General features: G+C 54.8%; 12 protein-coding genes and 1 pseudogene. 7 read left to right on the top strand and 6 right to left on the bottom strand.

Annotation, left to right across the window (positions count from 1 at the left end):
• Nucleotides 1-90: 90 nt before the first annotated feature.
• From HUW35_RS03370 to HUW35_RS18940, 5 genes are all read left to right on the top strand, one after another.
• Nucleotides 91-1,803, top strand: a complete 1,713-nt coding sequence (locus HUW35_RS03370; protein ID WP_181254245.1) for a diguanylate cyclase — start codon at nucleotides 91-93, stop codon at nucleotides 1,801-1,803.
• A 32-nt stretch (nucleotides 1,804-1,835) separates the two neighbouring features.
• Nucleotides 1,836-2,366 carry a DsrE family protein gene (locus tag HUW35_RS03365; protein WP_181254244.1) on the top strand — a complete coding sequence of 177 codons (531 nt, stop codon included), beginning with the start codon at nucleotides 1,836-1,838 and terminating at the stop codon, nucleotides 2,364-2,366.
• Nucleotides 2,367-2,457: 91 nt separating this feature from the next.
• Nucleotides 2,458-3,615 (top strand): sialidase family protein, encoded by a 1,158-nt coding sequence (locus HUW35_RS03360; protein WP_181254243.1) that lies wholly within the window; start codon nucleotides 2,458-2,460, stop codon nucleotides 3,613-3,615.
• A 177-nt stretch (nucleotides 3,616-3,792) separates the two neighbouring features.
• Nucleotides 3,793-6,009 (top strand): catalase/peroxidase HPI, encoded by a 2,217-nt coding sequence (katG, locus tag HUW35_RS03355; protein WP_181254242.1) that lies wholly within the window; start codon nucleotides 3,793-3,795, stop codon nucleotides 6,007-6,009.
• Nucleotides 6,010-6,386: 377 nt separating this feature from the next.
• The gene (locus HUW35_RS18940; protein WP_305075971.1) at nucleotides 6,387-7,934 is read left to right on the top strand and encodes a glycoside hydrolase family 11 protein; all 1,548 of its coding nucleotides are present in this window, start codon (nucleotides 6,387-6,389) and stop codon (nucleotides 7,932-7,934) included.
• A gap of 42 nt (nucleotides 7,935-7,976) precedes the next feature.
• Here HUW35_RS18940 and HUW35_RS03345 read toward each other — a convergent pair whose 3' ends face one another.
• The 5 genes from HUW35_RS03345 to HUW35_RS03325 all read right to left on the bottom strand — a co-directional run bounded on the left by HUW35_RS03345 (nucleotide 7,977) and on the right by HUW35_RS03325 (nucleotide 18,078).
• On the bottom strand, nucleotides 7,977-9,860 hold the full coding sequence (locus HUW35_RS03345) for an ATP-binding protein (protein ID WP_181254241.1): 1,884 nt from the start codon (nucleotides 9,858-9,860) through the stop codon (nucleotides 7,977-7,979).
• Nucleotides 9,861-9,992: 132 nt separating this feature from the next.
• Nucleotides 9,993-11,456 (bottom strand): family 43 glycosylhydrolase, encoded by a 1,464-nt coding sequence (locus HUW35_RS03340; RefSeq protein ID WP_181254240.1) that lies wholly within the window; start codon nucleotides 11,454-11,456, stop codon nucleotides 9,993-9,995.
• Nucleotides 11,457-11,605: 149 nt separating this feature from the next.
• Complete coding sequence (locus tag HUW35_RS03335; protein WP_181254239.1) at nucleotides 11,606-12,994, bottom strand: RICIN domain-containing protein; 1,389 nt, start codon at nucleotides 12,992-12,994, stop codon at nucleotides 11,606-11,608.
• A gap of 194 nt (nucleotides 12,995-13,188) precedes the next feature.
• Nucleotides 13,189-14,529, bottom strand: coding sequence for a serine hydrolase (locus tag HUW35_RS03330; RefSeq protein WP_181254238.1), 1,341 nt, complete (start codon nucleotides 14,527-14,529; stop codon nucleotides 13,189-13,191).
• Nucleotides 14,530-14,628: 99 nt separating this feature from the next.
• Nucleotides 14,629-18,078, bottom strand: coding sequence for a LamG-like jellyroll fold domain-containing protein (locus HUW35_RS03325; RefSeq protein WP_181254237.1), 3,450 nt, complete (start codon nucleotides 18,076-18,078; stop codon nucleotides 14,629-14,631).
• 942 nt (nucleotides 18,079-19,020) lie between these two features.
• On the opposite strand from HUW35_RS03325, the gene HUW35_RS03320 reads away from it, so the two are divergent.
• The gene (locus HUW35_RS03320; RefSeq protein WP_181254236.1) at nucleotides 19,021-21,849 is read left to right on the top strand and encodes a TonB-dependent receptor; all 2,829 of its coding nucleotides are present in this window, start codon (nucleotides 19,021-19,023) and stop codon (nucleotides 21,847-21,849) included.
• 126 nt (nucleotides 21,850-21,975) lie between these two features.
• Here HUW35_RS03320 and HUW35_RS03315 read toward each other — a convergent pair.
• Nucleotides 21,976-22,298: pseudogene (locus HUW35_RS03315) on the bottom strand (energy-dependent translational throttle protein EttA); the annotation flags it as partial.
• Nucleotides 22,299-22,779: 481 nt separating this feature from the next.
• On the opposite strand from HUW35_RS03315, the gene HUW35_RS03310 reads away from it, so the two are divergent.
• Nucleotides 22,780-25,485, top strand: coding sequence for a TonB-dependent receptor (locus HUW35_RS03310; RefSeq protein ID WP_181254235.1), 2,706 nt, complete (start codon nucleotides 22,780-22,782; stop codon nucleotides 25,483-25,485).
• Nucleotides 25,486-25,499 lie beyond the last annotated feature (14 nt).

Raw genomic sequence — 25,499 nt, 5'->3', positions numbered from 1 at the left:
CCGGAGTTCTAACCTGGCCGGGATTTCCAGGTGGTTGTGGTAAGATTTCGCGTCAGTTATCAGAAAAATAAACATGGGGAAACGACGGCGATGCATATCGCAAGGTGGGTTTGCGGGCTGGTGCTGATTTGCCTGTCAGTGAGTGCCTCGGCCGGGCCGTTTGTCGTGGCGGAGGAGCAGCGGCCGCAAAGCCTTGCGCCCTATCTGCGCATTCTGGTGGATGAACAGGGTAGCCTTGGCCTGCAGGACGTAACCGCAGCGGACTCGCAGCGGCGATGGCGGGCCAGCGAAATTCAGGGCACCAACTTCGGCTTCAGCAGTGCAACCTACTGGGTGGCGGTCACCCTGCAAAACCCAACCGCAGAGCCTGTTGGACTGATTCTCCGCCAGGATTACCCGTTGATTGATCAACTGGATTTCTGGCAGCCGGCGGCCGATGGCAGCTGGTCGCTGACAGAAACCGGCGACCGACGCAATTTCCACTCCCGGCCCCTGAACCTACGCGATTTCGTATTCCCCATCACCCTGCCGGCGCACACAACACAAACCTACTACCTGCGTTACCAGACCGCGGGCTCGATGAATATCGGTCTTACCGTCAGTAGCGAAACCGCTTTTCTACCGCAATTGGGCAAAGAACAGATATTGCTGGGAATCTACTACGGTGGCTTCCTGGTGTTGGTAATTTACAACCTGTTCCTGTTTATGGCGGTGCGCGACCGAGCCTACGCCTACTACATGGGATACGCCGTCAGCTATGGGCTCTACTTTGGCGTGCACAACGGGGTTTCATTCCAGTATCTGTGGCCGGGCAATCCGTGGTTGGCCAACCAGAGCCTGCTGATTCTTCTCGGCTTCACGCTGATTTTCGGTATCCAGTTTGTGCGCACCGTCTGCTCCGGCCCGCAACTGGCGCCGCGCACCGACAGGGTTGCACGCTGGTTGCTCTATCTGTTGTTCCCGCTGACCGCCATCTCGCCGTTTGTCAGCTATGGCCCGATGATCCTGAGCCTCGCGATTTTGACCCTGGTACTTTCCATGCTGTTTATGGTGATGGGGGTGATCAGCCTATTGCGGGGATCGGTGCCCGCCCGCTACTTTCTGGTGGGGTGGGGCGCGCTGTTGATCAGTGTCGTTATCTACATGCTAAAGACCTTTGGTCTCGTGCCCCACAACAGCTTTACCCATAACGCGTTCCAGGTGGGAGCGCTGGTGGAAATGGTTTTGCTTTCCCTGGCTTTGGGTGCCAGAGTCGGGGAGATTCAGCGCCACGGTATTACGGATCAATTAACCGGGCTGTTTAACCGCCGCTACTTTGATGAACAGCTGCCGCGGGAATTTACCCTCGCTACCCGCAATAACACGCCCCTCGCCCTGCTGGTTCTCGACCTGGACCATTTCAAGGCCATCAACGATCGGTTGGGGCATGCCCGCGGGGATGCGGCGCTGTGTGCGGTAGGTCAGCTTGTGAGAAAGCAGGTGCGGAAACCGGTACTGGCCTGTCGCTACGGGGGAGAAGAGTTCGCCATCCTGTTGCCGCGCACAACGCCGGGACAGGCCGTCATTGTTGCGGAGCGCCTGGTCAAACTGGTGGCAGAACTGAAACTGGACAAAATGCCGCTTACCGTGAGTATCGGCGTCGCAACTTTCCAGCACGGTAATTACGCATCGGCGATTCAATTGTTTGAAGCCGCAGATGCCGCTCTGTATCGCGCGAAGCAGGCCGGTCGTAACCGGCTGGAGCTCGCGCCCTCCAGTCCAGATCCGGTTGTATCCGCGCCCGCTGTCGAATCGGCAGGCTAACCAACAGCTTGTTAAACGGTGATATTTGAAGCATGAAAATCACACTTACCCTATTCGTTGTATCTCTGTTTTCCTCCCTTGCATCGGCAGCGGAATTTTCCAAGGGACCGGTCATCAAAAACTATGGTGCTGTAGCCAAAGTGGAGCAGAGTTTGTCGCTGACGGGACTGGAACGATTTAAAATCGCTTTTGACGTCGCCGAGCAGGGCGGAGAGGATAAAGCGAATCGCCGTTTCGAGAGCCTGGCCCGTTTTCTGAATATGCAGGCCCGCGCAGGTGTCCCCCCGGAGCAAATCGAGCTTGCATTAGTGGTACATGGCAAGGCGGGCTTTGATTTGCTCGACAACAAGGTTCACAGGGAAAAGTTTGGTAGTGACAATGCCAACGCACCCTTACTCGCGGAGCTGCAAAAACACGGCGTGCGCGTAATTTTATGTGGCCAATCCGCCGCCTATCACGGCATCGAAAATACCCAATTGTTGCCCGGTGTTGAAATGTCGATTTCGGCCATGACCACCCACGCACTGTTGCAGCAACAGGGGTACACGCTGAACCCGTTCTAAAGTTGAGTGAGACGATTTTTCTCAGCGATTCTTATCCTTTGACACTGCTTGTTATGCCTTGCCATAGCTGATCATTCTGGTTTCCGGTTTTATGAAGAAGTTTTTGAGCGCCCTGTGGGCTATTCCCTGTATCTGCTTTTCATTCACTGTCGCTGCACAGCCCTTCGAAGTGGCTCTCGAGTTATTCGATTTTTCCCAGCCACAAAATCTGGGGCTTGAGGTACCCGAAGGGGTAGAGACAGCGACCGTCTATACGGCCGAACAGGGCAAGAGCCAGTACAACCACGGCGCCGTGCTGTTTGCGCACAACGGAACTCTTTACGCGCAGTGGCAGAGTTCGTCGCGGGATGAAGACGCCGCGGATACCCGCGTGCTCTACGCCACCAGCCGCGATGGCCTGCAGTGGAGCGCCCCCGAGGTGCTGGCGCCGGCACGGGAGGAGGCCGTAGTAACCAGCGGTGGCTGGTGGGCAGAGGGCGACGACCTGTATGCCTTCATCAATGTATGGCCGCATCAGCTATCGCCCCGGGGCGGTTATCCGGAAGTGTTTACCAGCCACAAAGGTGGAGACTGGAGTGGGCCGGTGCGGCCGCAATTTGCTTCCGGTGAGCTGCTCGACGGTGTGATCGAACAGGATTTTCATACTTATTGCGGCAGGCTGGTAACCGCTCTGCACCGCCAGCCCGGTTTGTTGGCCACACCCATCTTTACCGGAGACCTGTCGGGGTTGCGCGGCTGGACGCTGGGCAAGTTTGAAAATTCGTCGGTCAAAAAGCATATCAGCCGGGAACTGGAGCCGAGTAATTTTCGCCGCAAGGACGGTTCTCTGGTGATGGTTTTCCGGGATCAACAGAGCAGCTTCCGGGTACTGGCTGCGGAGAGTAAAGACTGTGGTGAGACCTGGACCCGGGCACAGAAAACCGATATGCCGGATTCCCGGGCCAAGCAGAGTGCGGGTAATTTACCCGGCGGCACCGCGTATATTGTCAACAACCCCAGTGGTTCAAAAACGCGCGAGCCGCTCACCATCACCCTGAGTGATGACGGAGCCCTCTTTGACCGCGCCTATCTGCTGCGCGCGGGAGGTGACAAGCTCGAAGGCCCGCGTTACACCGGCCTGTATAAAAGAAAGGGGTTCAGTTACCCCAAGTCCTATGTGTGGAAAGGCCACCTGTACGTGGCTTACGGGGAAAATAAAGAAGATATTGTCATCACCCGTATTCCCCTGGTTAGTCTGAGTGCAGATTGATGGAATTTCGCTCGATAAATTGCAGCTCGCTATCAGGCTGATATTATCGAGCTATAAATGGTTTCTATCAGATTGTGGATATTAATAAGCTCGATAATAACGTCTAATTTCAAGCTGATTGCGTGACCCTATAGGATTCTCTCGTCCGATTGATGAGACTATAAGGAATGCAATCCAATGCTCAAGAAATCCCTCTCCCTGGCGGTGGCTATGGCAACTGCCATCTCTGTCAACGTCAATGCCGCTCAGACAAACGAGCCCATGTCCAACCAGGACTGGTGGCCGAATCGTATCGACCTGCAACCGCTGCGCATGAACGCGGAAAAGTCCAACCCGATGGGGGCAGACTTCGATTACGCCGAAGCTTTCCGCAAGCTGGACCTGGGCGCGGTCAAAAAAGACATCGAAAAAGTCCTCACTAGTTCCCAGGACTGGTGGCCGGCTGATTACGGGCACTATGGGCCCTTCTTTATCCGCATGGCCTGGCACAGTGCCGGTACCTATCGTGTCTACGATGGTCGCGGTGGCGCCGGTGGTGGCCAGCAGCGCTTCGAGCCACTGAACAGCTGGCCGGACAATGTGAACCTGGACAAGGCGCGCCGCCTGCTGTGGCCGGTAAAGCAGAAATACGGCAACAGCATTTCCTGGGCAGACCTGATGGTGCTGGCCGGTAACGTATCTCTGGAATCCATGGGCTTCGAAACTTTCGGCTTCGCCGGTGGGCGTGAAGACGACTGGGAAGCCGACGTCGTCTACTGGGGCTCTGAGCGCGAGTGGGTCGGCAACGACAAGCGTTTTGATGGGAAGAAGTTGGAAAAACCGCTGGCCGCGGATCATATGGGCCTGATCTACGTAAACCCGGAAGGGCCCAACGGCAATCCGGATCCGGTTGCTGCCGGCCACCGTATTCGCGATACCTTTGGCCGCATGGCTATGAGTGATGAAGAGACCGTAGCGCTGATCGCCGGTGGTCATACCTTCGGTAAGGCCCACGGTGCGCACAAGCCGGACAAATGTGTTGGTGCAGCGCCGGGTGGTGCCGCGCTGGAAGAGCAGGGCTTCGGCTGGACCAACAAGTGTGGCAAGGGCCACTCCGAAGATACCGTCACTTCCGGTCTGGAAGGCGCCTGGTCTGCCAACCCGATTGCCTGGAGCTCCCAGTTCCTGGACAACCTGTTCGGATTCGAGTGGGTGAAAACCAAGAGCCCGGCTGGCCACACCCAGTGGGAGCCTGAGAATGCCGAGCAGGTGAAGTTCGTTCCGGATGCGCACGTTGAGGGCAAGCGTCACGCACCGATGATGTTCACCACCGACCTCTCCATGCGCTTCGATCCGAAGTACAAGGCGATCGCCGAGCGTTTCCACAAGAACCCGGAAGAGTTCCAGCAGGCGTTTGCCAAGGCGTGGTTCAAACTGACCCACCGCGACCTCGGTCCGCGTGCGCGCTATCTGGGTGACGAAGTACCGGCGGAAGTGCTGAGCTGGCAGGACCCGATCCCGGAAGTGGATTTCAAACTGATCAGCGATCGTGACGTGAAGAACCTGAAAACCGAGGTACTGGACAGCGGCCTCACCGTGCCTGAGCTGGTACGTACTGCCTGGGCCTCCGCCTCTTCCTTCCGTATTACCGATATGCGGGGTGGCGCCAATGGTGCACGCATCCGTCTCGCGCCGCAGAAGGACTGGGCCGTGAATAACCCGCAGGAGCTGGACAAGGTTCTGGACCAGCTGGAGAAAATTCAGCAGGACTTTAACCGCAAAGCGCGCGGCGGCAAGAAAATCTCCATGGCCGACATGATTGTCCTCGGTGGTGCCGCGGCGATTGAACGGGCGGCAAAAAACGCGGGCTACGACGTAATCGTGCCGTTCAAGCCGGGCCGCAACGACGCCACCCAGGAAATGACCGACGTGCAGTCCTTTGGTTATCTCGAGCGCAAGGCCGACGGCTTCCGTAACTACTACAGCGACGACGCGCACCTGATGCCCGTAGATATGCTGATCGACAGCGCTAACCTGCTGGATTTGAGCGTACCGGAGATGACCGTGCTGGTCGGCGGCATGCGTACCCTGGGTGCGAACTACGACGACACCCGCCACGGAGTCTTTACCGACAAGCCGGGTACGCTCAGCAACGACTTCTTCGTTAATCTGCTGGATATGGACACCAAGTGGTCCAAGTCTCCACAGGAAAATGGTCTCTACGAAGGGTTTGACCGCAAGACTGGCGAGAAGAAATGGACCGCCACTCCGGTGGATCTGATCTTCGGCTCCAACTCCGAGCTGCGCGCCCTGTCCGAGTTGTACGCGACCAACGACAACGGCGAGAAGTTCGTCAACGACTTTGTTGACGCCTGGACCAAGGTGATGACGCTGGACCGGTTTGACCTGAAATAGTCCAGTGTTTACAGCATGGATTAGTGTCGCAGGAAAGTGGTGACTCACCCTGGAGGGGCAGCCTGATTGGTTGCCCCTTTTTTGTGCCTGTCGTGACCTGTGGGGGCTTCGTTCCGGTGCAGGGAATCGGGTATTGCGCGCATTCCCCTGTACGACGGTTTTCTAACATGAGAGCCCGGTCGCTTTTTTGCAATTAACTACACGCCATTCAGTGGTATATGACGCCTTTCTGCCTGTGGGTGTTGACTTGCTACCGGCCAGAACCCATTTTTGGTAGCGCTAACATGTTGGCTCCAAGAGAGGGCAGTTCCCGCGATTGCGCGCAGCGGGACCTCTCCCAAAAACAATAAATACCCACAACATGGAGACGCGACTAGATGAGAAATCTACGCAACCCGTTTGACTGGATGTACCGAAAAAACACACCGCAAGACCAACCGCGGCGCAGAGGCGCTGTGTCCGCCTTTGCCCTGTGCGTAGTGGCGTCACTCGGTTTTTCCGCAGCCGACGCCCAGACGCTGACCTCGAACCAGACCGGTAATCACAACGGCTATTACTACTCCTTCTGGACCGATGCCCCCGGCACTGTATCGATGACTCTGGGTGCGGGCGGTAATTACAGCTCCTCCTGGAGCAATACCGGCAACTGGGTGGGCGGCAAGGGCTGGAACCCCGGTGGGCGTCGGACCGTGAGCTATTCCGGCACCTTCAATCCATCCGGCAACGGATACCTCACCCTGTACGGCTGGACCCGTAATCCACTGGTGGAGTATTACATCGTGGATAACTGGGGTTCATACCGTCCCGGAGAAAGCGGGACCTACTACGGCACCGTCAACACCGATGGCGGCACCTACGATATCTATCGCACCCAGCGGGTGAATCAGCCTTCCATCGAGGGCACCGCGACCTTTTACCAGTACTGGAGTGTGCGCCAGCAAAAGCGCACCGGCGGCACCATCACCACCGGTAACCACTTCGATGCCTGGGCCAGCCACGGCCTGAACCTGGGTACCCACGATTACATGGTAATGGCCACCGAGGGTTACCAGAGCAGCGGTAATTCCAATATTACCCTGGGCACCAGTGGTGGCAGCTCTGGAGGTAGTTCGGGTGGCAGCTCCGGTGGTAGCTCCAGTGGCAGCACACCTTCCAGCACGGATATTGTGGTGCGGGCACAGGGTGTGGCCGGTGGTGAGCACATCAACCTGCTCATCGGTGGCAATGTGGTTGCCGACTGGAACCTGACTACAAGTCTCGCGGACTACACCTACTCCGGCGGTGCGGCCGGCGACATCCAGGTGGAATATGACAATGACGGCGGCAGCCGCGATGTGATTCTCGACTATGTGTACGTCAATGGCGAAACCCGTCAGGCAGAAGATATGGAGTACAACACCGCGACCTACGCCAATGGCGAGTGCGGCGGTGGTTCCTATTCTGACACCATGCATTGCTCCGGTGTGATCGGCTTCGGCGGTACCGGTGCCTGCTTTAGCGGTGATTGCGGCGGTTCTTCCGGCGGCAGCAGTGGCGGTTCATCGGGTGGCAGTTCCGGCGGTACCTCCGACAATATCGTGGTGCGCGCGCGCGGCACCAGTGGCAGTGAACAAATCAACCTGATCGTCGGCGGTACCGTGGTGGCGAACTGGACGTTGAGCACCAGTGCTCAGGATTACACCTATATCGGTGGTGCCTTCGGTAATGTGGATGTGGAATTTACCAACGATGGCGACGGCCGCGATGTGATTCTGGATTATATCCAGGTCAATGGTGAAATCCGTCAGGCGGAAGATATGGACTACAACACCGCAACCTATGGCAACGGCTCATGTGGGGGTGGCTCCTACTCCGAGGTCATGCACTGCAGTGGCGTGATCGGCTTCGGTCATTCGGACGACTGTTTCAGTGGCAGCTGTCAGTAAACCATTTTCTGCTAGTTAAACCTGGGGGCGAAGTTTCGCCCCCTATTCAGCTCGTACCGGCTGTGGCTGGCGTCCCAGGTTTTTCTGCATGGTGGTGACCAGTTGCGGAAGTGCGATGGGCTTTGTCAGGTAGTCATTCATGCCCGCATCCAGTGCTGCATTGCGCTGTTCACTGAACGCGGCCGCCGACAGACCGATAATCGGCGTATCGTGGATTTCCGGAATCTGGCGAATTTCCCGGGTGGCTTCTAGGCCGCTGAGGCCGGGCATCTGTACATCCATAAAAATCAGTTGCGGGCGTATTTTCCGCGCGAGAGTTACCCCTTCACGACCATCGGCCACAAACGTAGCATTGATACCCAGGTCATCACAGAATGCCTGCATCAATGTCTGGTTGAGGGCGTTATCCTCAAAAATCAGTGCGTTTATGCCATTTAGCTCCGCCATTGCCGAGTCACTGTGTTGGCTCAGAGGCGTTACCGGGCAACCTTCCTGCAAGGGCAGCAGAACTTGAAAACGTGTACCTTCACCGAGTGTGCTCTGCAGGTTGATTTCTCCATTGAGCAGCTCTACCAGGCTGCGGGTGATGGGAAGCCCCAGGCCGGTGCCGCGCGCCTGTCCGTCGGGTGACTTGTCCACCTGCTCAAAGGGTTCAAAGATCGCCGCCTGCTGCTCTTCAGGAATACCAATACCACAATCGATGACCTCGATACGGATCAGATCCCGGTCCTGTTCCCTCTGGTGGTCCTTCCGCTGCGAGCAGACTCGAATTTCAATGGTGCTATCGGCGGGTGAAAACTTGATGGCATTGCCGATCAGGTTGATCAGAATCTGGGAAAGCTTGCCCCGATCGCTGCGGATGAACTCCGGCAGGGCCGCGTCGATATCGCACTGGAAGATAAGCCCTTTACGGGCGGCCTGGGATTCGCAGGAAATGAGAATGCATTGCATCAGGCCGCGCAGCTGAAAATCTTCTTCAACGGCCTCGATTTTGCCGGCTTCTATACGGGAAATATCCAGCACATCATTCACCAGTTCTGCGAGGCTCTGGCCGCTGATCGCGATTTTTTGCAGAAAGTCACGAAATTCCTGCGGCAGCCCTCCGTTGGCACTGCGATTGAGCAGCAGCTGGCTAAAGCCCACAATGCCGTTCAGTGGGGTGCGGATTTCATGGCTCATGTTGGTCAGGAATTCGGTTTTCGAGCGGCTGTAAAACTCCGCCCTTTCCTTGGCCTGAAGCAGATCCCGCTCGAGGGATTTGCGATCGGTGATATCCAGAATCACACCGATCAGGCCGCCGAGCCGGCCGTCTTCCAGCTCATAGGCGGCCTTGTTGAAAATAACGTCGTGCAGGGTGCCATCGGCATAGACTACCTGGGACTCGTAAACCTGTTGTCCCCGCTGCTGCATCAGTACGATGTCTTTCTCGTGATAGACCTGCGCCTGCGGCCCCGGCGAGACACCGTAGACCGAGCGGCCGACAATATCTTCACGCCCCTTGCCCAGGAATTCTTCAAATGCCCGGTTGCAGCCGGTGTAAATACCTTTGGCATTCTTGTAGAAAATGGGCGCGGGAATAGCGTCGATGAGAATCTGGAGAAACTGCAGTTGGTCAGACAGTGCCAGTTCCGTCGCCTCCCGCTCCAGCAGTTCTCGCTGATACTCGGTATTGAGTTTTTCCTGGTGCGCCAGCATAGACGATAGGCGACGGGTGAGTCGCCGGTGCCGACGATAGAGAAGATAACAGCTGACGCCTACCAGCGTCGTGGCCAGTAGCATTCTGGTAATTGAGCCCAGTATCACCCTGTCTTGCGGCAGCAACATGGCGATGATCCATTCGCAGGCTCCCATCAGCGTTAGTACAACCAGGCTGCCCGGCAGGTAGTAGCGTTTGAGCGGAAACTGCGTGCCGGAGGGAAGGATCATAGCGTGGGCCGTCTTGCTATTGTTTTTCCGATACCCTACTCAAACGGCAGGGACAGGGCAATACTTCCGTCCAGCCACAACTAGTGAAGGCACCGCGTTGCAGGTGCGCGGTGCCTGGCAGGTTACACTGAGTTACTGGTAGTTAACGATCCAGCGCTGTGGCTCCCCGCCCCAGTATTCCCATTGACGGATGTCGCCACCGTTTTCGGTACTGAACTCAAATACATCCACAGCCTTACCGCTATGGCGCGAGATAATACCGTAAGTGCCATCACCCTCATTGACAATTTTCCACTGTTGGTTTTCACCACCAAAGTATTCCCACTGGCGAATTTCACCACCGTCTTCGGTGCTCCATTCGTAGACGTCTAGCGATTTGCCGCTGTGGGCTGCGCGGATTGAGTAGTAGCCGTTATTCAGATTCACGATATCCCATTGCTGGTTGGCGCTGCCGTTGCTTTCCCACTGTACAATATTGGCGCCGTCATCGTGGCTGCCGGAGATAACCTCAAGCAGTTTTCCACTGTGTACCGAGGTGAAAGTAACGCGGCCATTTGCCAGGGGGCCGGCAGGTTCATCGGCAAGGGTAAAGTTGCGGTTAAAGACAGGCCAGCCATTGGAAAAGGTGAGTTCCAAAATGTCCAGGCGAGCGGGCCAGCCGTTAAAGGTGTTGCCATCATAGTAGTGAATGGTGGCAAGGTTTTGGCCGTAATTATTGAGGTAGCCAAAATGCCCGGGACCGATGTAGTTACCCTGAGTCGTCAGAACCGTGCTGCCACCATAGTGCCACATGTCAGCGCCGCTCTTGTCGAGGTAAGGACCGGTAGGGTTACGCGATCGGCCTACCACAATGTAATAGTCGCTGGCGTTTCCGGCACAGCACTCGCCCAGATTGACGAACATGTAGTAGTAGCCGTTCAGATACTGTACCTGAGCGGCTTCGAACTCATGCCAGCCACCGTTGTTACCTACTACCGGGTAGCGGTTACCGTTCATTAAATGGCCAGTTGCCGGGTTGATTTGGCGCATGTAAATGCCTGCATAGTGCGACCCGTACACCATCCACACATTGTTATTCGCATCTCGGAACAGTCCGGCATCAATGGCATTGACTGGCTGGCCCCCGGAGTAGGGTTCATCGACGGTGGATACCACCATTCCCAGGTCTTGCCAGTTGGGATTGTTCAGCGAGTCAGTCACCATAACGCCGATGGCGGACTTCATGCCGGTGGCATTGGAAAACGCCGAGTAGTAAAGGTAGTAGCGCCCGTTCATCTTGATAATGTCGGGTGCCCAAAAGTTACCGTCAAAACCCGGAACTTTATTGTTTATCCAGCTGGGGTAGGTGTTTCTCGGAACTGGTGACGGTCCGCGAGACCAGTTAACAAGGTCAGTGGAGTAGAGTGCATTAATGGGGAAGTTCGAAGCCCCGGCACCGGTGCCAAAAGTCCAGTACGTATCGCCGTCCTTCACGATGGTTGAGGGGTCGTGAATATCGGTGGTGCCATTTAAGGTAATGGCATGGCTTTGGAAGGCACATATAAGACCAAAAAGCAGGCCCAGGAGCCTTACTGAATATCTGCTTATTCTCATCATCTTGGTACTCTCCATGAGTGGTTATGGTTTGGGGAGCACGCACAGCTTAAGCGTGTTCGATGCCTATCTAATCGCTATTTAGACAGTGTCATGTTCTTTGATGGAGAGGCGCCGCAGCGGGCGGTTCCTCTCTATCAACGGTTATCTTCTCAGTAGCGCGGCCAGCCGCTGGAATCCCAATTCAGGGTACTGATCAGCAGCTTGGGCGCACCGTTGTCGGTGGCATCGTAGGCGTGACGGACGATCACGTCGGTATTGAGAATATCTTCGCCACCGGGGCCGACCCATACCGAATTGCCGCCATCCAGCAGGCTGCCGCCGCCGTACAGCATGTCTGCGCCATTCTTGTCGAGGAAGGGACCAGTGACACTGGTGGAGCGGCCATAGCGGATGTGATAGCCACTATTCACGCCCTGGCAACAGGTGCCCACGCTGACGAACAAATAGTAAAAGCCCTGGCGATAAATCAGGGTCGGTGCCTCGATACCCTGGCCATTGGCGGCAACGCTGTGCAGGTCGCCGATGGGTTTCATGGTCATAGGGTTCAGTCGCACCACCTTGATACCGGTGTTCCATGAGCCGAAGGTCAGCCACGGCGCGCCATTGGCATCGATCACCAAATCCGGGTCGATCGCGTTGTAGTCGTTGGCGTTGTTGGTCGAAATCACCATACCGTGATCGGTCCAGTTACCACCGGCGATGCTGTTGGTGGACGCGAGACCGATCGCGGATACCTTGGAGCCGAAGGTGGAGATGCTGTAATACAGCCAGTAGCGTCCGTTGTAATACTCGATATCCGGCGCCCAGACATCGATCCCTTCCTGATCGGGAACATAGTTTTTCCACCAGCTCAGGCCATTGGGGAACACCGCGGGCAGGGGTTCCCAGTGCAGGCCATCGGAGGAAACCTTGCCGTAGATACCGGGGCCGGTCTGGAATAGCCAGAACTGATTGTTTTCCCAGGCCATGCTCGGGTCGTGGGTACCTAGGTTGCCGGTGAGGGACCAGTGGTTAACCGCACCATTGGTAGTGGAGGTGTCCAGCGGCGGTTCGCCCACGGAGCCCACTTGCGTCAGAGCCCACTGTTGCGCATCGCCACCCCAGTAACTCCACTGGGCGATATTGGCACCATCGGCGGTATCGAAGTTCAACAGGTCCAGCGCTTTACCACTGTACTTGTTGATGATGCTGTGGTGCCCATTGCCGAGATCTGTGATCGCCCATAGCTGCGAGTCTCCGCCCCAATAGGCGTATTGCGCTACGTTGGCACCATCTGCAGTTTGCCAGTCGTAAATTTCCATGGCCTTGCCGCTGTTGGCGTTGACGATGGAGTAGTAGTTATTGCCTTCGTGGGTAATGATCCAATTCTGGGTTTCATGACCATTGGCGGGCCACTGGCTGATATTGGCACCGTTCTCCAGTGAGGCGCTCGCAACTTCAGCAAGTTTGCCGCTGTGTTTGGAGGTAAGGGTGTATACCCCGTTGGACACCGCCGCTGCATTTAATGCAATCAAGGACAGCAGAGCTGCTAGAAACATCGCTATACGTCTTGTCACTATTTTTATCATTTTGATCCTCTTACGTGTGTAAGAATGTGCCCGAGTCATTACTCATCCATGAGCAGATTCTGGCCCGTTTACCCGCCCATCCTGCCTTTGGCGCAAGGCGACGGGTTATTATTTTTTTACTGCTGGTAGCGCCATTGTTTTAGACTATTTAGAGCTGCCGAGTTTTAGCGATTTATTTCAGCGAATGCGTAAGCGCGACGCAGAAACTCCGGATAGAGGGCATCTCGCTGATACATATTTAGATAAAACAGCGCGATCAGATTTTTATCCGGGTCAATGATGTAATCCGTACCCATCATGCCGCCCCATGCAAAGGCCGCGTTGGAAACCTCAGGGGCCGGTTTTTTCTGTTCGTTGTAGAGTTCAAACCCGAGCCCAAAACGAAACCCGTTGTCTTCGCCTTTTGGTTTCGGAAGCCGGTTTATGGTGGTCATCAACGCTATGGTTTCCGGCTTGAGAATCCGGTTGCCGTTGAAGGTGCCTTTGTTGAGCAGCATCTGGCAGAACTTGGCGTAATCCGTAATTGGGCCGTTGAGTCCGATGGCGCCTTCGGCGTAAGTTTGCTGAGTACTCACTGCGCCCCTGGCGTAAACATCGGAGCCGGGTACCAGCTTTCCATCCACCAGGCTGTAGGGTTTTACAAACCGCTCGAAAGCTTCAGGTTCGTAGTACCAGTCCGTCTCGTTCATACCCAGCGGCTTAAGTACCTTCTCTTTAACGTACTGCTGTAGTGACTGGCCAGAAATACGCTCGATCATATAGCCGAGCATGTTGGTGCTGACGTGGTAGTTCCATTCAGAGCCGGGGTCGAAACCGAGGGGATATTTCGCCAGCTCCAGCATTTCCTCTTCCAGGGTTCGAGCCTGGTAATTACCGCCGCCGGTATGCTGCCCCGCGGGCTGTATATCGGGTTCTTTCCCATCAAATCCCAAAGGCATTCCCGGAGTGCCGCTGTCTGCGAGTCGGGCTTCGCCCGCGAGACCGGCATTCAGCCCAGAGGTGTGCGCCATCAAGTGAACAAAGGTCATGGGGCTGGTGGCGGGGCGGGTTTCGTAGCTGCCGTCTTCGTTGACGGCGGTGATGACCTCGTTGGGTATACCGGGAAAGTATTTGGAAACCGGATCATCGATGTTGACCAACCCCTGTTCTACCAGCGTCATAAAGGCGACGGTGGTGATGGCTTTGGTCTGGGAAAACAGAACGTAGTAATCCTCTACTGACGCAGGGGTTTTATTTTTCTTGTCTTTCCAACCGAACGCCTTGGAATAGCGCACCTCGCCATCTACCGCAACAAACCCGACGAGGCTGCTGGCTTTCTCTTCCTCGATAAATTTTTGCAGTAAGGCGTCAATCTCTTCTACTGCTGCGCGTTGATCGGGGGATTTTTTGTTTTTCTCCGGTTCGGGAAAGACAAAGTGCTGCGGCAATGGTTGTGTTGATTGCCCGACTTCTGGTGATGATTCCGCAGCTGGAGCGGCTGCGCTGGTTGCGATCAGAATTGACATCGCTGTGACTTTCACATTTCGAAAATTCATGGATCTGAAGCTTTCTTGTGATTGATAAAAAATGGGCGTTCAATAGAACGCCCATCAAATGGCAGGTAATTACTGTTCGCCGAGTAACTCTGCTTCGTACAGGGCAAGGACGTCTTCCGCCGATACGGCGTAGTCGTAGACTTTTACCTCGTCCATCATCCCGGCGTAAGGGGTATCCCAGAAGTTCACACCGAGTGCAAAGTTGCGCTCTGCTGCCGGCCCGAATACGTCCGGGAAGTTGCTGCCGGTAAAGGCTTGCTCACCATTGACGTACACGCTGACTTCACCGCTATTGACGGTGACCGCCAGCTGGCTCCATGAATCCTGTGGAATCTGGATGCCGGTGTTGGCGTCAAACCAGGATTCACCAGACCACAGCATGGTGTCCTCACCGAAGCCGTTGGGCAGCAGGCTGATCCAGCTGTTGTTGGCGGCCCAGCCAAAGAAGCTGGTGGTGTAGGGGCTCAGGGCCGATGGGCTCAACCACAGCGTAAAGCTGTAGCTGTGGTCGGCGATCAGGTCGTCTGGCAGTACCACACCAGAAGCGCCGTCGAACACCGCGGCCTGCCCGACCACACCTTCGGCGTAAGTAATGCTGCCGCCGGCTTCATTGATCAGAGCGCCAACGACTGCGCCGGAACCAAAGTTACCGGCGGCGTCATCCAGGGTTTGTTCGAAGCCGAAGTGGGCCACAGGGGCTGGCAGTCCGGTGGACTTCACCGTTGCATTGAAGGTCTTGACCTGCTGTGCGCCGTTCAGGCTCAGGGTTGCGGTGAGTGTCACCTCTGAGTCAGCCCCTTCCGGGCGGGTGACTACGCCGGTATCGCCGTCAACAGAAATCGCGTTCGGATTGGAGGAAGTCCAGCGGACGGCGGCTGCGTAGGGGCCTGTTGTTGGTAGCTCAAAATCTGCGGTTACTGCAGACAGATCACCCAGATCGAGAATTGCCGCGGCGGATGCCAGCAGCTCTTCATCAGACTGATTGTCGATGTCGAGGTTGCGGACTTCTTCAGCAGTGAGCGCACTTTCGTAAACCTTAAACTCATCGATCTGGCCGTTGAAAGGTAGGTCCCAGTAGTTGACACCGAGGGCGAAATTTCCTGTGTTGCCACTGAAAAAGTCGATCAGCGTTCCGCCGGAAAATTTCTCTTCACCATTTAAGTACACGCGTACGTGCCCGTTATCGACGGCGAAGGCCATATGGGTCCACGTAGCGGCGGGAATCAGCTCGCCGGTTGCTCCGTCGAAATAGATAGGATCCCCATTTTTGCCCCATAGCATGGTGTTGCCGTCCCAGGCATGCGGTACGAAGCTCAGCCAGTGGTTGGAGTACGGCGCGTTGCTATCAGTGGCCTCTTCCTTCACGGTTCCGAAGAATGTCGGTGTGTGCTGCGTGATCGCAGTCGGTTTGGCCCAGAAGGAAACCGTGTACTCGTAGTTGTCGATTAGTCCTTCCGGAAGCAGTACGCCGTTGCTTCCATCCAGCTGCAGCGCTTGGCCGTCGTGACCAGCGGTAAAACCAACGTTGCCGCTATTGAAGATTCGGTCACCGGTGGCGGTGCCTGCAGCAAAGCGCCCGGCGGACTCCTGCAGATTGTCTTCAAAGGGGTACCAGGCGGTGCGGTTATAGGGCTGGCGCTCCTCCACCGTGATAGTGAAATTGACGGTGGTATCCATGCCGTTCAGGCTCACATTAGCGGTGAGGGTCACCGTCGCATCACCTTCCCCTGCATTCGGACGCGTTACTCGACCGCTGGGTTTAATTACGCTGTCGTCGCTGCTTACCCACGCGATGGTAGCGCCGCGGGTACCGCGGGTGGGCAGATCGATACTGTCATCAGCAGTATTAGCGGGCACACTCAGGTTTGCAGTAATCGCAGTCAGGGTATTGGAATCGGATTGGTCATCCATTCTGAGGCCCCAGATGGATTCACCGGTGCCGGAAACGGCGGTGAATACCGGTACCAGCTTTTCCGCCTGGGCATTCCACTGCCACCGGGTAATACCTTCGTATTCCTCCGTTTCGCCATCGATTTCCAGGGTGAAGCTGATCCGCGACGGGTTTTCCACATCGTGGACATATTCCCCGGTGACTTCCCCGCTCACACTGCCGTCGTCATTCAGGGTGACGTACAGGGTAGGCTTGGCGGTGCGGTTGATATCCTTGCCGTGGTTGATGAATTTGTAGGTACCGTTCAGGTCGTTGCTGTCGACAATATTGTCACCCTCGATGGGCGTGTAACGTTGGGGTGAGGCGACCAGCCAGCCGTCTGCGTTGACGAACATCTCATGCACCCGCACCGAGTGGGCTTCGCCGCGATTGGGGAAGCGAGTGTGGGTAATCAGAAAATGCTTGCCCGTTTCCTCGTCGTAGTAGGCCGAGTTATGACCAGGTGCCAGGTAGCCGCGGCTTGGGTAGGGGTCGCCCGCATCTGAGGCAAACTCGAAGCCGCCCATCATTTTCACCCCGTAGGGGGCAAAGCTGTCCCAATTACTACCACGTGCTTCCGCCATGTCATTGCCTTCCGCATCCAGGAATGGGCCATCAGGTGTTTTGGAGCGGGCGATGCGGATGTTGTAGCCATCGGTGGAGAAAAATCCGCCGAAGGACATAAACAGGTAGTAGTAGTCGCTCTCCGGGCTGTACAGCATGTAGGTGCCTTCAATGGCACTGTGGTCACCACCGGTGAGATGCTTGCCATAGCCCTGGCCGGGTTTGGGTTTGCCGGTGGTTTCATCCATTTCCAGAATGAAAATCCCTCCGGAATAGGAGCCGTACAGCATCCACAGCTTGCCATCCTTATCGTAGAAAACATCCGGGTCGATGGCGTTGGGGTGGATAGTGGGGTTGTACTCGGTGCCGGTGAACCCGTCGGGAACATAACCCGCCGCGATTTCTTCTGGCGTCATGCCGGAGTAAATGAAGATTCCCTGATCGATGTAGGGGCCTTCGATGGTATCGGCCACCGCCACGCCAAGGTAAGAGCGCGGTGTATTGCAATCGCCCGTTTCACTGGCAGGGTTGGCGCAGTGGTTGTAGTAGAAGTAGTACTTACCGTCGTTCAGCTTGATGACGTCGGCCGCCCAGCTGCCCTGATGGCCACCCACCCATTCCAGGCCTTCTGAAATCTCGCTTGCATAGGTGTTGAACAGGGGATTGGCATCGTTCACACCGCCCCCGGCGATACGCTCCCAGCGCATCAGGTCGGTACTTTTCGCCGCGTCGAGGTGTGAGCCGAACACATAGAAGGTGCCGTCGTCGTCACGGATCACCGATGGATCGTGCACCGCCATATCGTTGTAGTTGATCGCGCTGGCGTCGGCAGTGGGGTCCGCCGCGTCGGGAATTTTCTCGCGCTCGGGCTCCGGCTCAGGTTGTGGCTCAGGTTGTGGCTCCGGCGTTACTATCGGTCCGCCATTGTCGCCGTCATCGCCTGAGCCGGAATCAAAGCAGCCGGTAGTCGACATCAAGGTGGATAGCACTAGGGCCAGGTAGCTGGCCCGCTGAATGGTCTTCATGGGTGAATCCTTCTTTTACTTATTATCTGGAGTTTTCTCTCCGCTATTACCCGTCTCGTCGGCACCCAAATACCGCAGTACCAAAAGAGATTGCTGCTAAGGGCCCCCAGTAGTGCGCCCCCATATCCAGCTTCGGGTTACCGTAATGTTGCCAACAGGATTATCGTATTACAATAATATGTGTAGTTAGTTTGTGCACTATCTCTAGGTGCGCACTCTTTTGGCGCGATAAATCTGGTAGGTTCCCAGGGATTGTTGATTTATTGCACAGCATGTGGAGAATTTGACGCCAAATAAGTGTGTAAGTACTAGCGCACTTTTGGCTGCAAGTGGGGCGCTGGCGCGGAAATCAGCACCCTGTGTGACTGGAGGCGCAACCTTACTTACGGTCAATCGTCATTTTGTATAATAAAAAGGGCTTTAATACCGTTGACGAGTACCAAATATGGGGCTAGGATGGCCAAAAGTAATACAAATAAGGTGTAAATACTGAAGTCCCTCTGGCGTTGTCTCACATTTCAACAAGACACGCGTCCAGAAATGGGGCTTACAGACACCACATAAAAGCGAGTGCGAGCCGGTATAGCCGAGACGAGCGCCGAATAATAAGAGAGTCGAGAACCAGCGATGTGCGAGAGACGACTTCCCTGCGATCCTTCGTGGTCAGCGTCATTAGTCATGTCTGTTGCCTGTCCAGCCAGCTTGATGGCTCTCATCTGCCCGAAACCGAATGGGGTTTGTGCTCCCTGAGCACCACCAACCCCTCGATGCCCGTATCTCGTAAGCGAAGCGAGGCCAGCCAACTTTTGGCCGGGACAAGCTCCGCAATCAAGTTACAGGCATAAACCCGCGTAGAGGTACGACGTGGAAAAGCCAGGAGCGGTGGATACACCCTCCGGAATTCGGCAACACAATAAAAACACCCCAGATGGGAGAGATAATATGTTCAGGCGACACCTATTGAGTTCATCCATTGCCATGGTGACTGCGTTCGGCGGCATGAGCGCTACCGCACTGGCTCAAGAATCCAGCCAATACGATGCGGAGATTGATGAGTCTGCTGCACTTGAAGAGGTCGTTGTAACTGGTGTTCGGGCTAGTTTGACTAAAGCGATTGATATCAAGCGCGACAGCTTCCAGATTGTAGATTCCATCGTTGCTGAAGATATCGGTAAATTCCCTGATAACAACGTGGTTGAGGCTCTGCAGCGGGTTACCGGCGTTCAGGTTACTAATCGCGGCGCCGGTGAGGTTTCCGATGTCGCCATCCGCGGCTTAAGCGACGTCACTACCACCGTTAACGGGCGTCAGATTTTTACCGCCTCCGGTCGTTCCGTAGCCCTGGCCGATATTCCCGCGAGCCTGCTGCGCGGAGTTGAAGTTTACAAAACTCGTGACGCCTCCCAGATTTCCAGCGGCATTGCCGGTCAGATCGACATCCGCACCAACCGCCCGTTCGATTTTGATGGCAGTAAAGTTGTACTGGCGGGCCGCGGAATCCATCAGGAACAGGCTGACTCCACTGACCCGAATTTCAGCGGCCTGTTTGCTAACTCCTGGGAAGGCGACTTCGGTAAATTTGGCGCGCTGGTGAACGTGTCTTATGCCGAGACCAACTACCGCGACCAAAGTATTACCCCTGGCGCAGCTGTGCCATTTGTGACTGGTGATGCGCCCGAAGGCTGGGTGCCGTACGAGCGCATCCAGACTGACGACGGTCGTGTTGCCGAAAGTCCTGTATGGGAGCCTGGCCTGGAAAGTGGCCTACCATATGGTGCGGGATCAACTCTGACCATGAACGGCGAGGAAGTAGAGTACATTCTGGGGCGCGATGCCGTATTCGCTTCAGATTTCACCGGTAAGCGCGAGCGCCCGGCCGCTAATATCTCTCTGCAATGGGCACCGAACGACTCATCAGAATACCTGTTCGAAGCCTTCTACAATGGCTATCGCAACGAGTCTTTCAACTCTCTGAATTTCACTTTTGTGGATTGGTGGGGCGGAAATTCTCACCTGCCAAGGGGCGGCGAAGTTGAGCTGTTTGACGGAACCAACGTGGTCAAAAGCCGTGATGTGGCTTTCCCGTACGGCTTTACCAGCGGGGACATTACCACGGGCAAAACCGACAGCTTTGTCTATGCCCTGGGCGGTAACTGGGACATTAGTGACAGCTTTCGTCTTTCATCTGAGCTGATCTACCAGGATAGCCAGTTTGAAGACAGCTTTGTGGCTATGCGCTTCGACCGGGTAGCTTACGGTCTCGGAGTGGACTTCAATACCGGTAACGGTGAACCTGCACTTGAGTTTTACGACAACCCGGAAACGCCTGACGTCGATGAAAGCGATCTGACGGATGCTGCCCAGTGGAATGTTGCCCAGCTATATGACAATGGCAGCAGCCGTGAAGGTGATGCGGTAACTGTGAAGCTGGATGGTGAGCTAGACGTCAACTGGGGTCCGGTGAATCAGGTCAGCTTTGGCCTGCGCCACGAAGGGCGTTTTGCTTCCGAGGCCACTCGTGGACAGGAGGGTTTCCTGGGGCGGAATGCTGCGGAACTGGATGAAAACCTGGTCAGTATCAATAAGAATTTTTACGATGGTCGTGCAGACATCCCTCTGTCATGGGCTGCGCCGAATGGTCACTATATTCACGATAATATCGACGAGTTTCGTGCTCTCTACGGTCTGACCGCTGAGCAGCAGCTGACAACTTTTGAATTAGACGAAGACACGACATCAGTTTACGCTCAGGCAAACTATGAAATGGAAGTTGCCGGGCGTGTTGTCGACGGGATCTTCGGTCTGCGCTACGTGAGCACCTCCCGCGACATGACCTTCTTTGATGTTGCTCAACTGGATGCGAATGGGAATCCGCTGGCCGAAACTGGCAGCGGAAGTAATTCGAAGTTACTGCCTACTTTCACAGTGCGCTATGGTATTACCGATGATCTGATCGCCCGCTTTGCCTATACTAGCACACTGCAGCGCCCCGGTTTTGCTCAGCTGAACCCATGGATTAACTATGCGCCTACAGTAACCGACGCCAACGGTACGGCTACAGCGGGTAACCCGGATCTAGAGCCGGTAGAGTCCCAAAACTACGATATTTCTCTGGAGTACTATTTTGGCGATGCTAGCGCGGTGTATGGCACAGTATTTCGTCGCGATATTGAAGGCTTTTTCTATGACGCGAAAAGCTATGTCACATACCAGGCTGAAACCGAGGATGAGCCGTCCCGTTATATCCTGACGACGCCGGGCAATACCTCCAACGGTAGGCTGCAGGGGCTGGAACTCGGTGCGACCTATTTCCCCGAGAACCTGCCGGGACTGCTGGACGGCTTCGGTGTCCAGGCGAGCTACACCATGCTCGATTCCGAGCAGGATGTGCCGGTATATGATGACCAGGGTATTCTGGTCGGGATGGAAGATACCCCGATCTTTGGTGTTTCCGATTCTTCCTATAGTGTTGTGCTGGCGTACGACAAGAACGATCTGGATATGCGTCTTTCCTACGTATGGCGTGATGACTTCCTGGCCAACTATGAAGCACGCTCGTTCGCCAACCCGCTGGGCGTTTACCGCGAAGCGGAAGTCAGTATGGATTTCCAGGCGAGCTACGATGTTAGCGACAATCTTGTTGTGACCTTCGATGCGACCAACCTGACTGATGAAGAGTATCGCAGCTACTACGAGAACCAGAGTATTTACAACCTTGGTAATGCGATCTTCAGTCGTACCTTCGCACTGGGAGCGCGCTACTCTTTCTAATCGCCATGGTTTAGTGCCACGATCTTCCTTCAAGCAGCCTTCGGGCTGCTTTTTTGTTGCAAGATATTTTTTCAGGTATAAAAAAGCCCGCAACAGCGGGCTTTTTCAGTTCTATCGAAAAGAAGATCAGGTCTTGATCTTCTTGTACTGCATCCGGTGCGGCGTGGCATTTTCACCATTGCGTGCCACGAAGTCCTCGTGGTATTCGGTGTAGTTCCCCTCAAAGAACACCACCTTGCTGTCGCCTTCATAGGCCAGGATGTGTGTTGCCACCCGGTCCAGGAACCAGCGATCTTGCGAGATCACCATGGCGCAGCCGGGGAAACTCCACAGCACTTCTTCCGGAGCTCACAGGGTTTCGATGTTCAGGTCGTTGGACGATTCTCTCGCGGCAGTAGATTGGTGCCCTGTTTCAGAGGGTAAGCCAAGTGTAGACAGCCACATTTACCGTCGGGCTAATCGTCATAATTTGGATTTCGGTTCTGCAAAGGATTAATTCGCGCCAATTAGTAATAACATATAACTATACCGTCATTTATAGCGTTGACTCCGTTAATATTGGTCGATAATATCGATAAAAGTAATACAAATAGGGGCGGGTATATTGCGTTTTACCTAAGAGACCTCTAAATACGATAAGAAGTGCGATACCAATATGATTGAAATCGCGCCAATAATGAGAGAAAAAAATGCCGATAATGTATGTGTCCGAGGGGCTGCTGTATCCCGCAGAAACCCGTCTCGCTGTTCTCTCTACTTCCCTTCGAATTCCCGCCACTCCATATCAATGTGCGTTACCAGATTCGCTTTGTTCAGGGTCGATCCCGCGCTAGTGCGTGTCGACGTTGTTGTGTGATCACAGGTTGTACGGGCTGAGAAGTTGGCCCGAATTATTAGTAATAACGATAAATTCGATGACAGGAGAGAATGATGTTCAAACAAAACAGGTTAAGTGCGTCCATTGCGCTATTGGCAATGTTGGGCGTGTCACAAGCTTACGCACAGCAAGTGCCTCAAAACGAAGAGTCCGATGCCACTATGGAGGAGGTTGTCGTTCGCGGGGTGCGAAGCAGTGTGGAAAGTGCCCAGGCAATCAAGATGAAAACCCTTCAAGTGGTCGATTCCATTGTTGCCGAAGATATTGGCAAACTACCTGATAACAGCGTTGCAGAGGCGTTACAGCGTGTCACCGGGGTGCAAATTGCCCGCGCCAACGGCGAGGCTTCCACGGTTCTGGTGCGGGGACTTCCCAACGTCGTTACTACTTTAAACGGACGTAATATTTTCACCACGACTGGTCGCGGTGTTTCTCTTTCTGATATACCGGCGGACCTGCTGCAGCGTGTAGATGTCAAAAAATCCGCGAGTGCAAAGGATATTGAAGGTGGGATAGCCGGTGTTGTCGATGTGCATCTTCGCCGCCCTTTTGATTTTGATGACGGCTTTACCATTGCTGGTGGCTTACGCTCCGTATACAGCGAGCGGGCTGAATCCACCGACCCGGTCGGTAGCGTCACGATCAATAACAACTGGAGCAGTGGCGGTAGCGATTTTGGTGCAATGTTGAGCGTCTCGTATCAAGATCGCGGCTATATGGATCAGGTCAACTTTGTGACAGCGCCTTTCGCCACTGAAATTACTAATCCGAATACCATAGCGCCGCCGAATCCTGGTGAGCCCACGCTCATTCCCAATGTGATCGGATCTTATTTCCGGTACGGTGATCGCAACCGCACCTCATATAACGGGGCCTTCCAGTGGAGCCCAAATGACAACAGCGAATACTACGCAGAATTTTTTCACGTTGGGTATGAACAAGACTCCCAGCTGAACTTCTGGGTGCCGATTCCGTCCTGGGGTGGGCAGCTCGGATATGTAACTGAGTACAAGCCGGGAACGAATGTAGCGCAGGAGTACGTGCGCGACGATGCACCGGGCACTATCACCAGTAACCAGGCCTTGTTCAATAGTTCTGATACCACGCAGGTTGCGTTCGGCGGGGAGTGGACCTTCGACAAACTGACGGTTAGCAGTGAGCTCTCGCACACAACCAGTGAGGCAGACAACAAAACCTTTATTCTGGATCTGGCATTCTTCGCTCCACGTATCACCTACGACTTCGCTAAGACGGCGTCAGGTGTTTCTGATGTGACCATCGAGAATGGGGACGGCAGTTCTTACGACCTGAGTGATCCTTCTCAGTATCTGCTAAATCAGTTCTTTGATCAGCGCAGCCGCCAAGAAGGTAGCGAGACCACATGGAAGACCGATTTTAGCTACGCGCTCGAGGAGGGCCTGTTTTCATCGCTGGATTTTGGAGTGCGTCTGAGCCAGCGAAATGCATTTAACCAGTCTGCGGATACCGGTGGTAGCCCAAATATTTCTGGTCAGGAATTAAGTTTGACCGATTTCCCCGGCCTGGAAGATATGACGCCGTCAGGTTTTCTGAGTGATGTCACTGACCTTAATACCTCACAATGGTTAACTCCGAGCCGCGACTACCTGTTGTCTCGCCGTGCCGAAATTCGCGAGGCGATGGGTTACGACGCCTTACCCGAAGGCCCGGAATTTATTCCGGCGTTATTCTTCGATAATGACGAAAACAATTACGCAGCTTATATAAAAACTGATTACCAGACCTCATTGGGTAATATGGAATTGGATGGTGTAGTGGGCGCGCGATTGGTACGCCTGGATTCCACTCTGCGTGGTACCAGTGTCATTGATGACAATGGTCAGTCTGTGCTTCAGCCGGTAAATACTGAAGTCAGCGCAACCAAGTTGTTGCCGAGTGCGAGTGCGCGGTTGGCATTGCGGGATGACCTGTATTTGCGCGGCTCGGCAAGCGAGACGCTTACACGTCCGGGATTTGCGGACTTGAATCCATCCACAGCGTATTTTCAGCCTACACCCACTCAGCCAGATTTCGGCACCGGCAATGGCGGCAACCCGGAACTGGATGCTATTGAATCCAGAAACATGGATGTATCACTGGAATGGTATTTTGGCGATGCCAGTTCCGTGAGTGCAGGCATGTTTTACCGGGATATTGATGGCTACATCCAGTTCTATGCGTCTGAGGAAATGCGGGATGGTGTGCCTTATCAGGTTACTCGACCACAAAATACCGGTTCCGGTTCGCTTGAGGGGCTAGAAATTGCCTATACGCAGTTCTTCGACAACCTGCCAGGGTTCTGGTCTGGCTTCGGTATTCAGGCAAATGCGACCTTTATGGATGGCGAGGCGGAGTCTCCCCCCGATGCAGAAGGCAATACCGAAATGCAGAACCTGGCGAACGTTTCGGATGAATCCTACAACCTGATTCTCTTGTATGAAAAATACGATTTCTCCGCTCGACTGGCATACAACTGGCGGAGTGATTATTACCTGAGTTTCAATGAGGCAGGGGATCAACCGGGCAATTCTGTGATTGTTAAGGAAACGGACTCGCTCGACCTGGCACTTAATTACGACCTCAATGAAAACCTTACGGTTTCCATGGAAGCAACTAACCTTACCGACTCGGTTTACAATGATTACTTTGGTGGGGGAAGTGGTGCAGACGAATATCTCTACCCTCGCGATACGTTTGCCCGTGAGCGCACTTACACATTAGGTATGCGTTTCAGGTATTAAGTTGCACTACCCAA

This window comes from Microbulbifer sp. YPW1 (assembly GCF_013367775.1).
GTDB lineage: Bacteria > Pseudomonadota > Gammaproteobacteria > Pseudomonadales > Cellvibrionaceae > Microbulbifer.
This window is presented reverse-complemented; position numbering and strand designations above follow the sequence as displayed.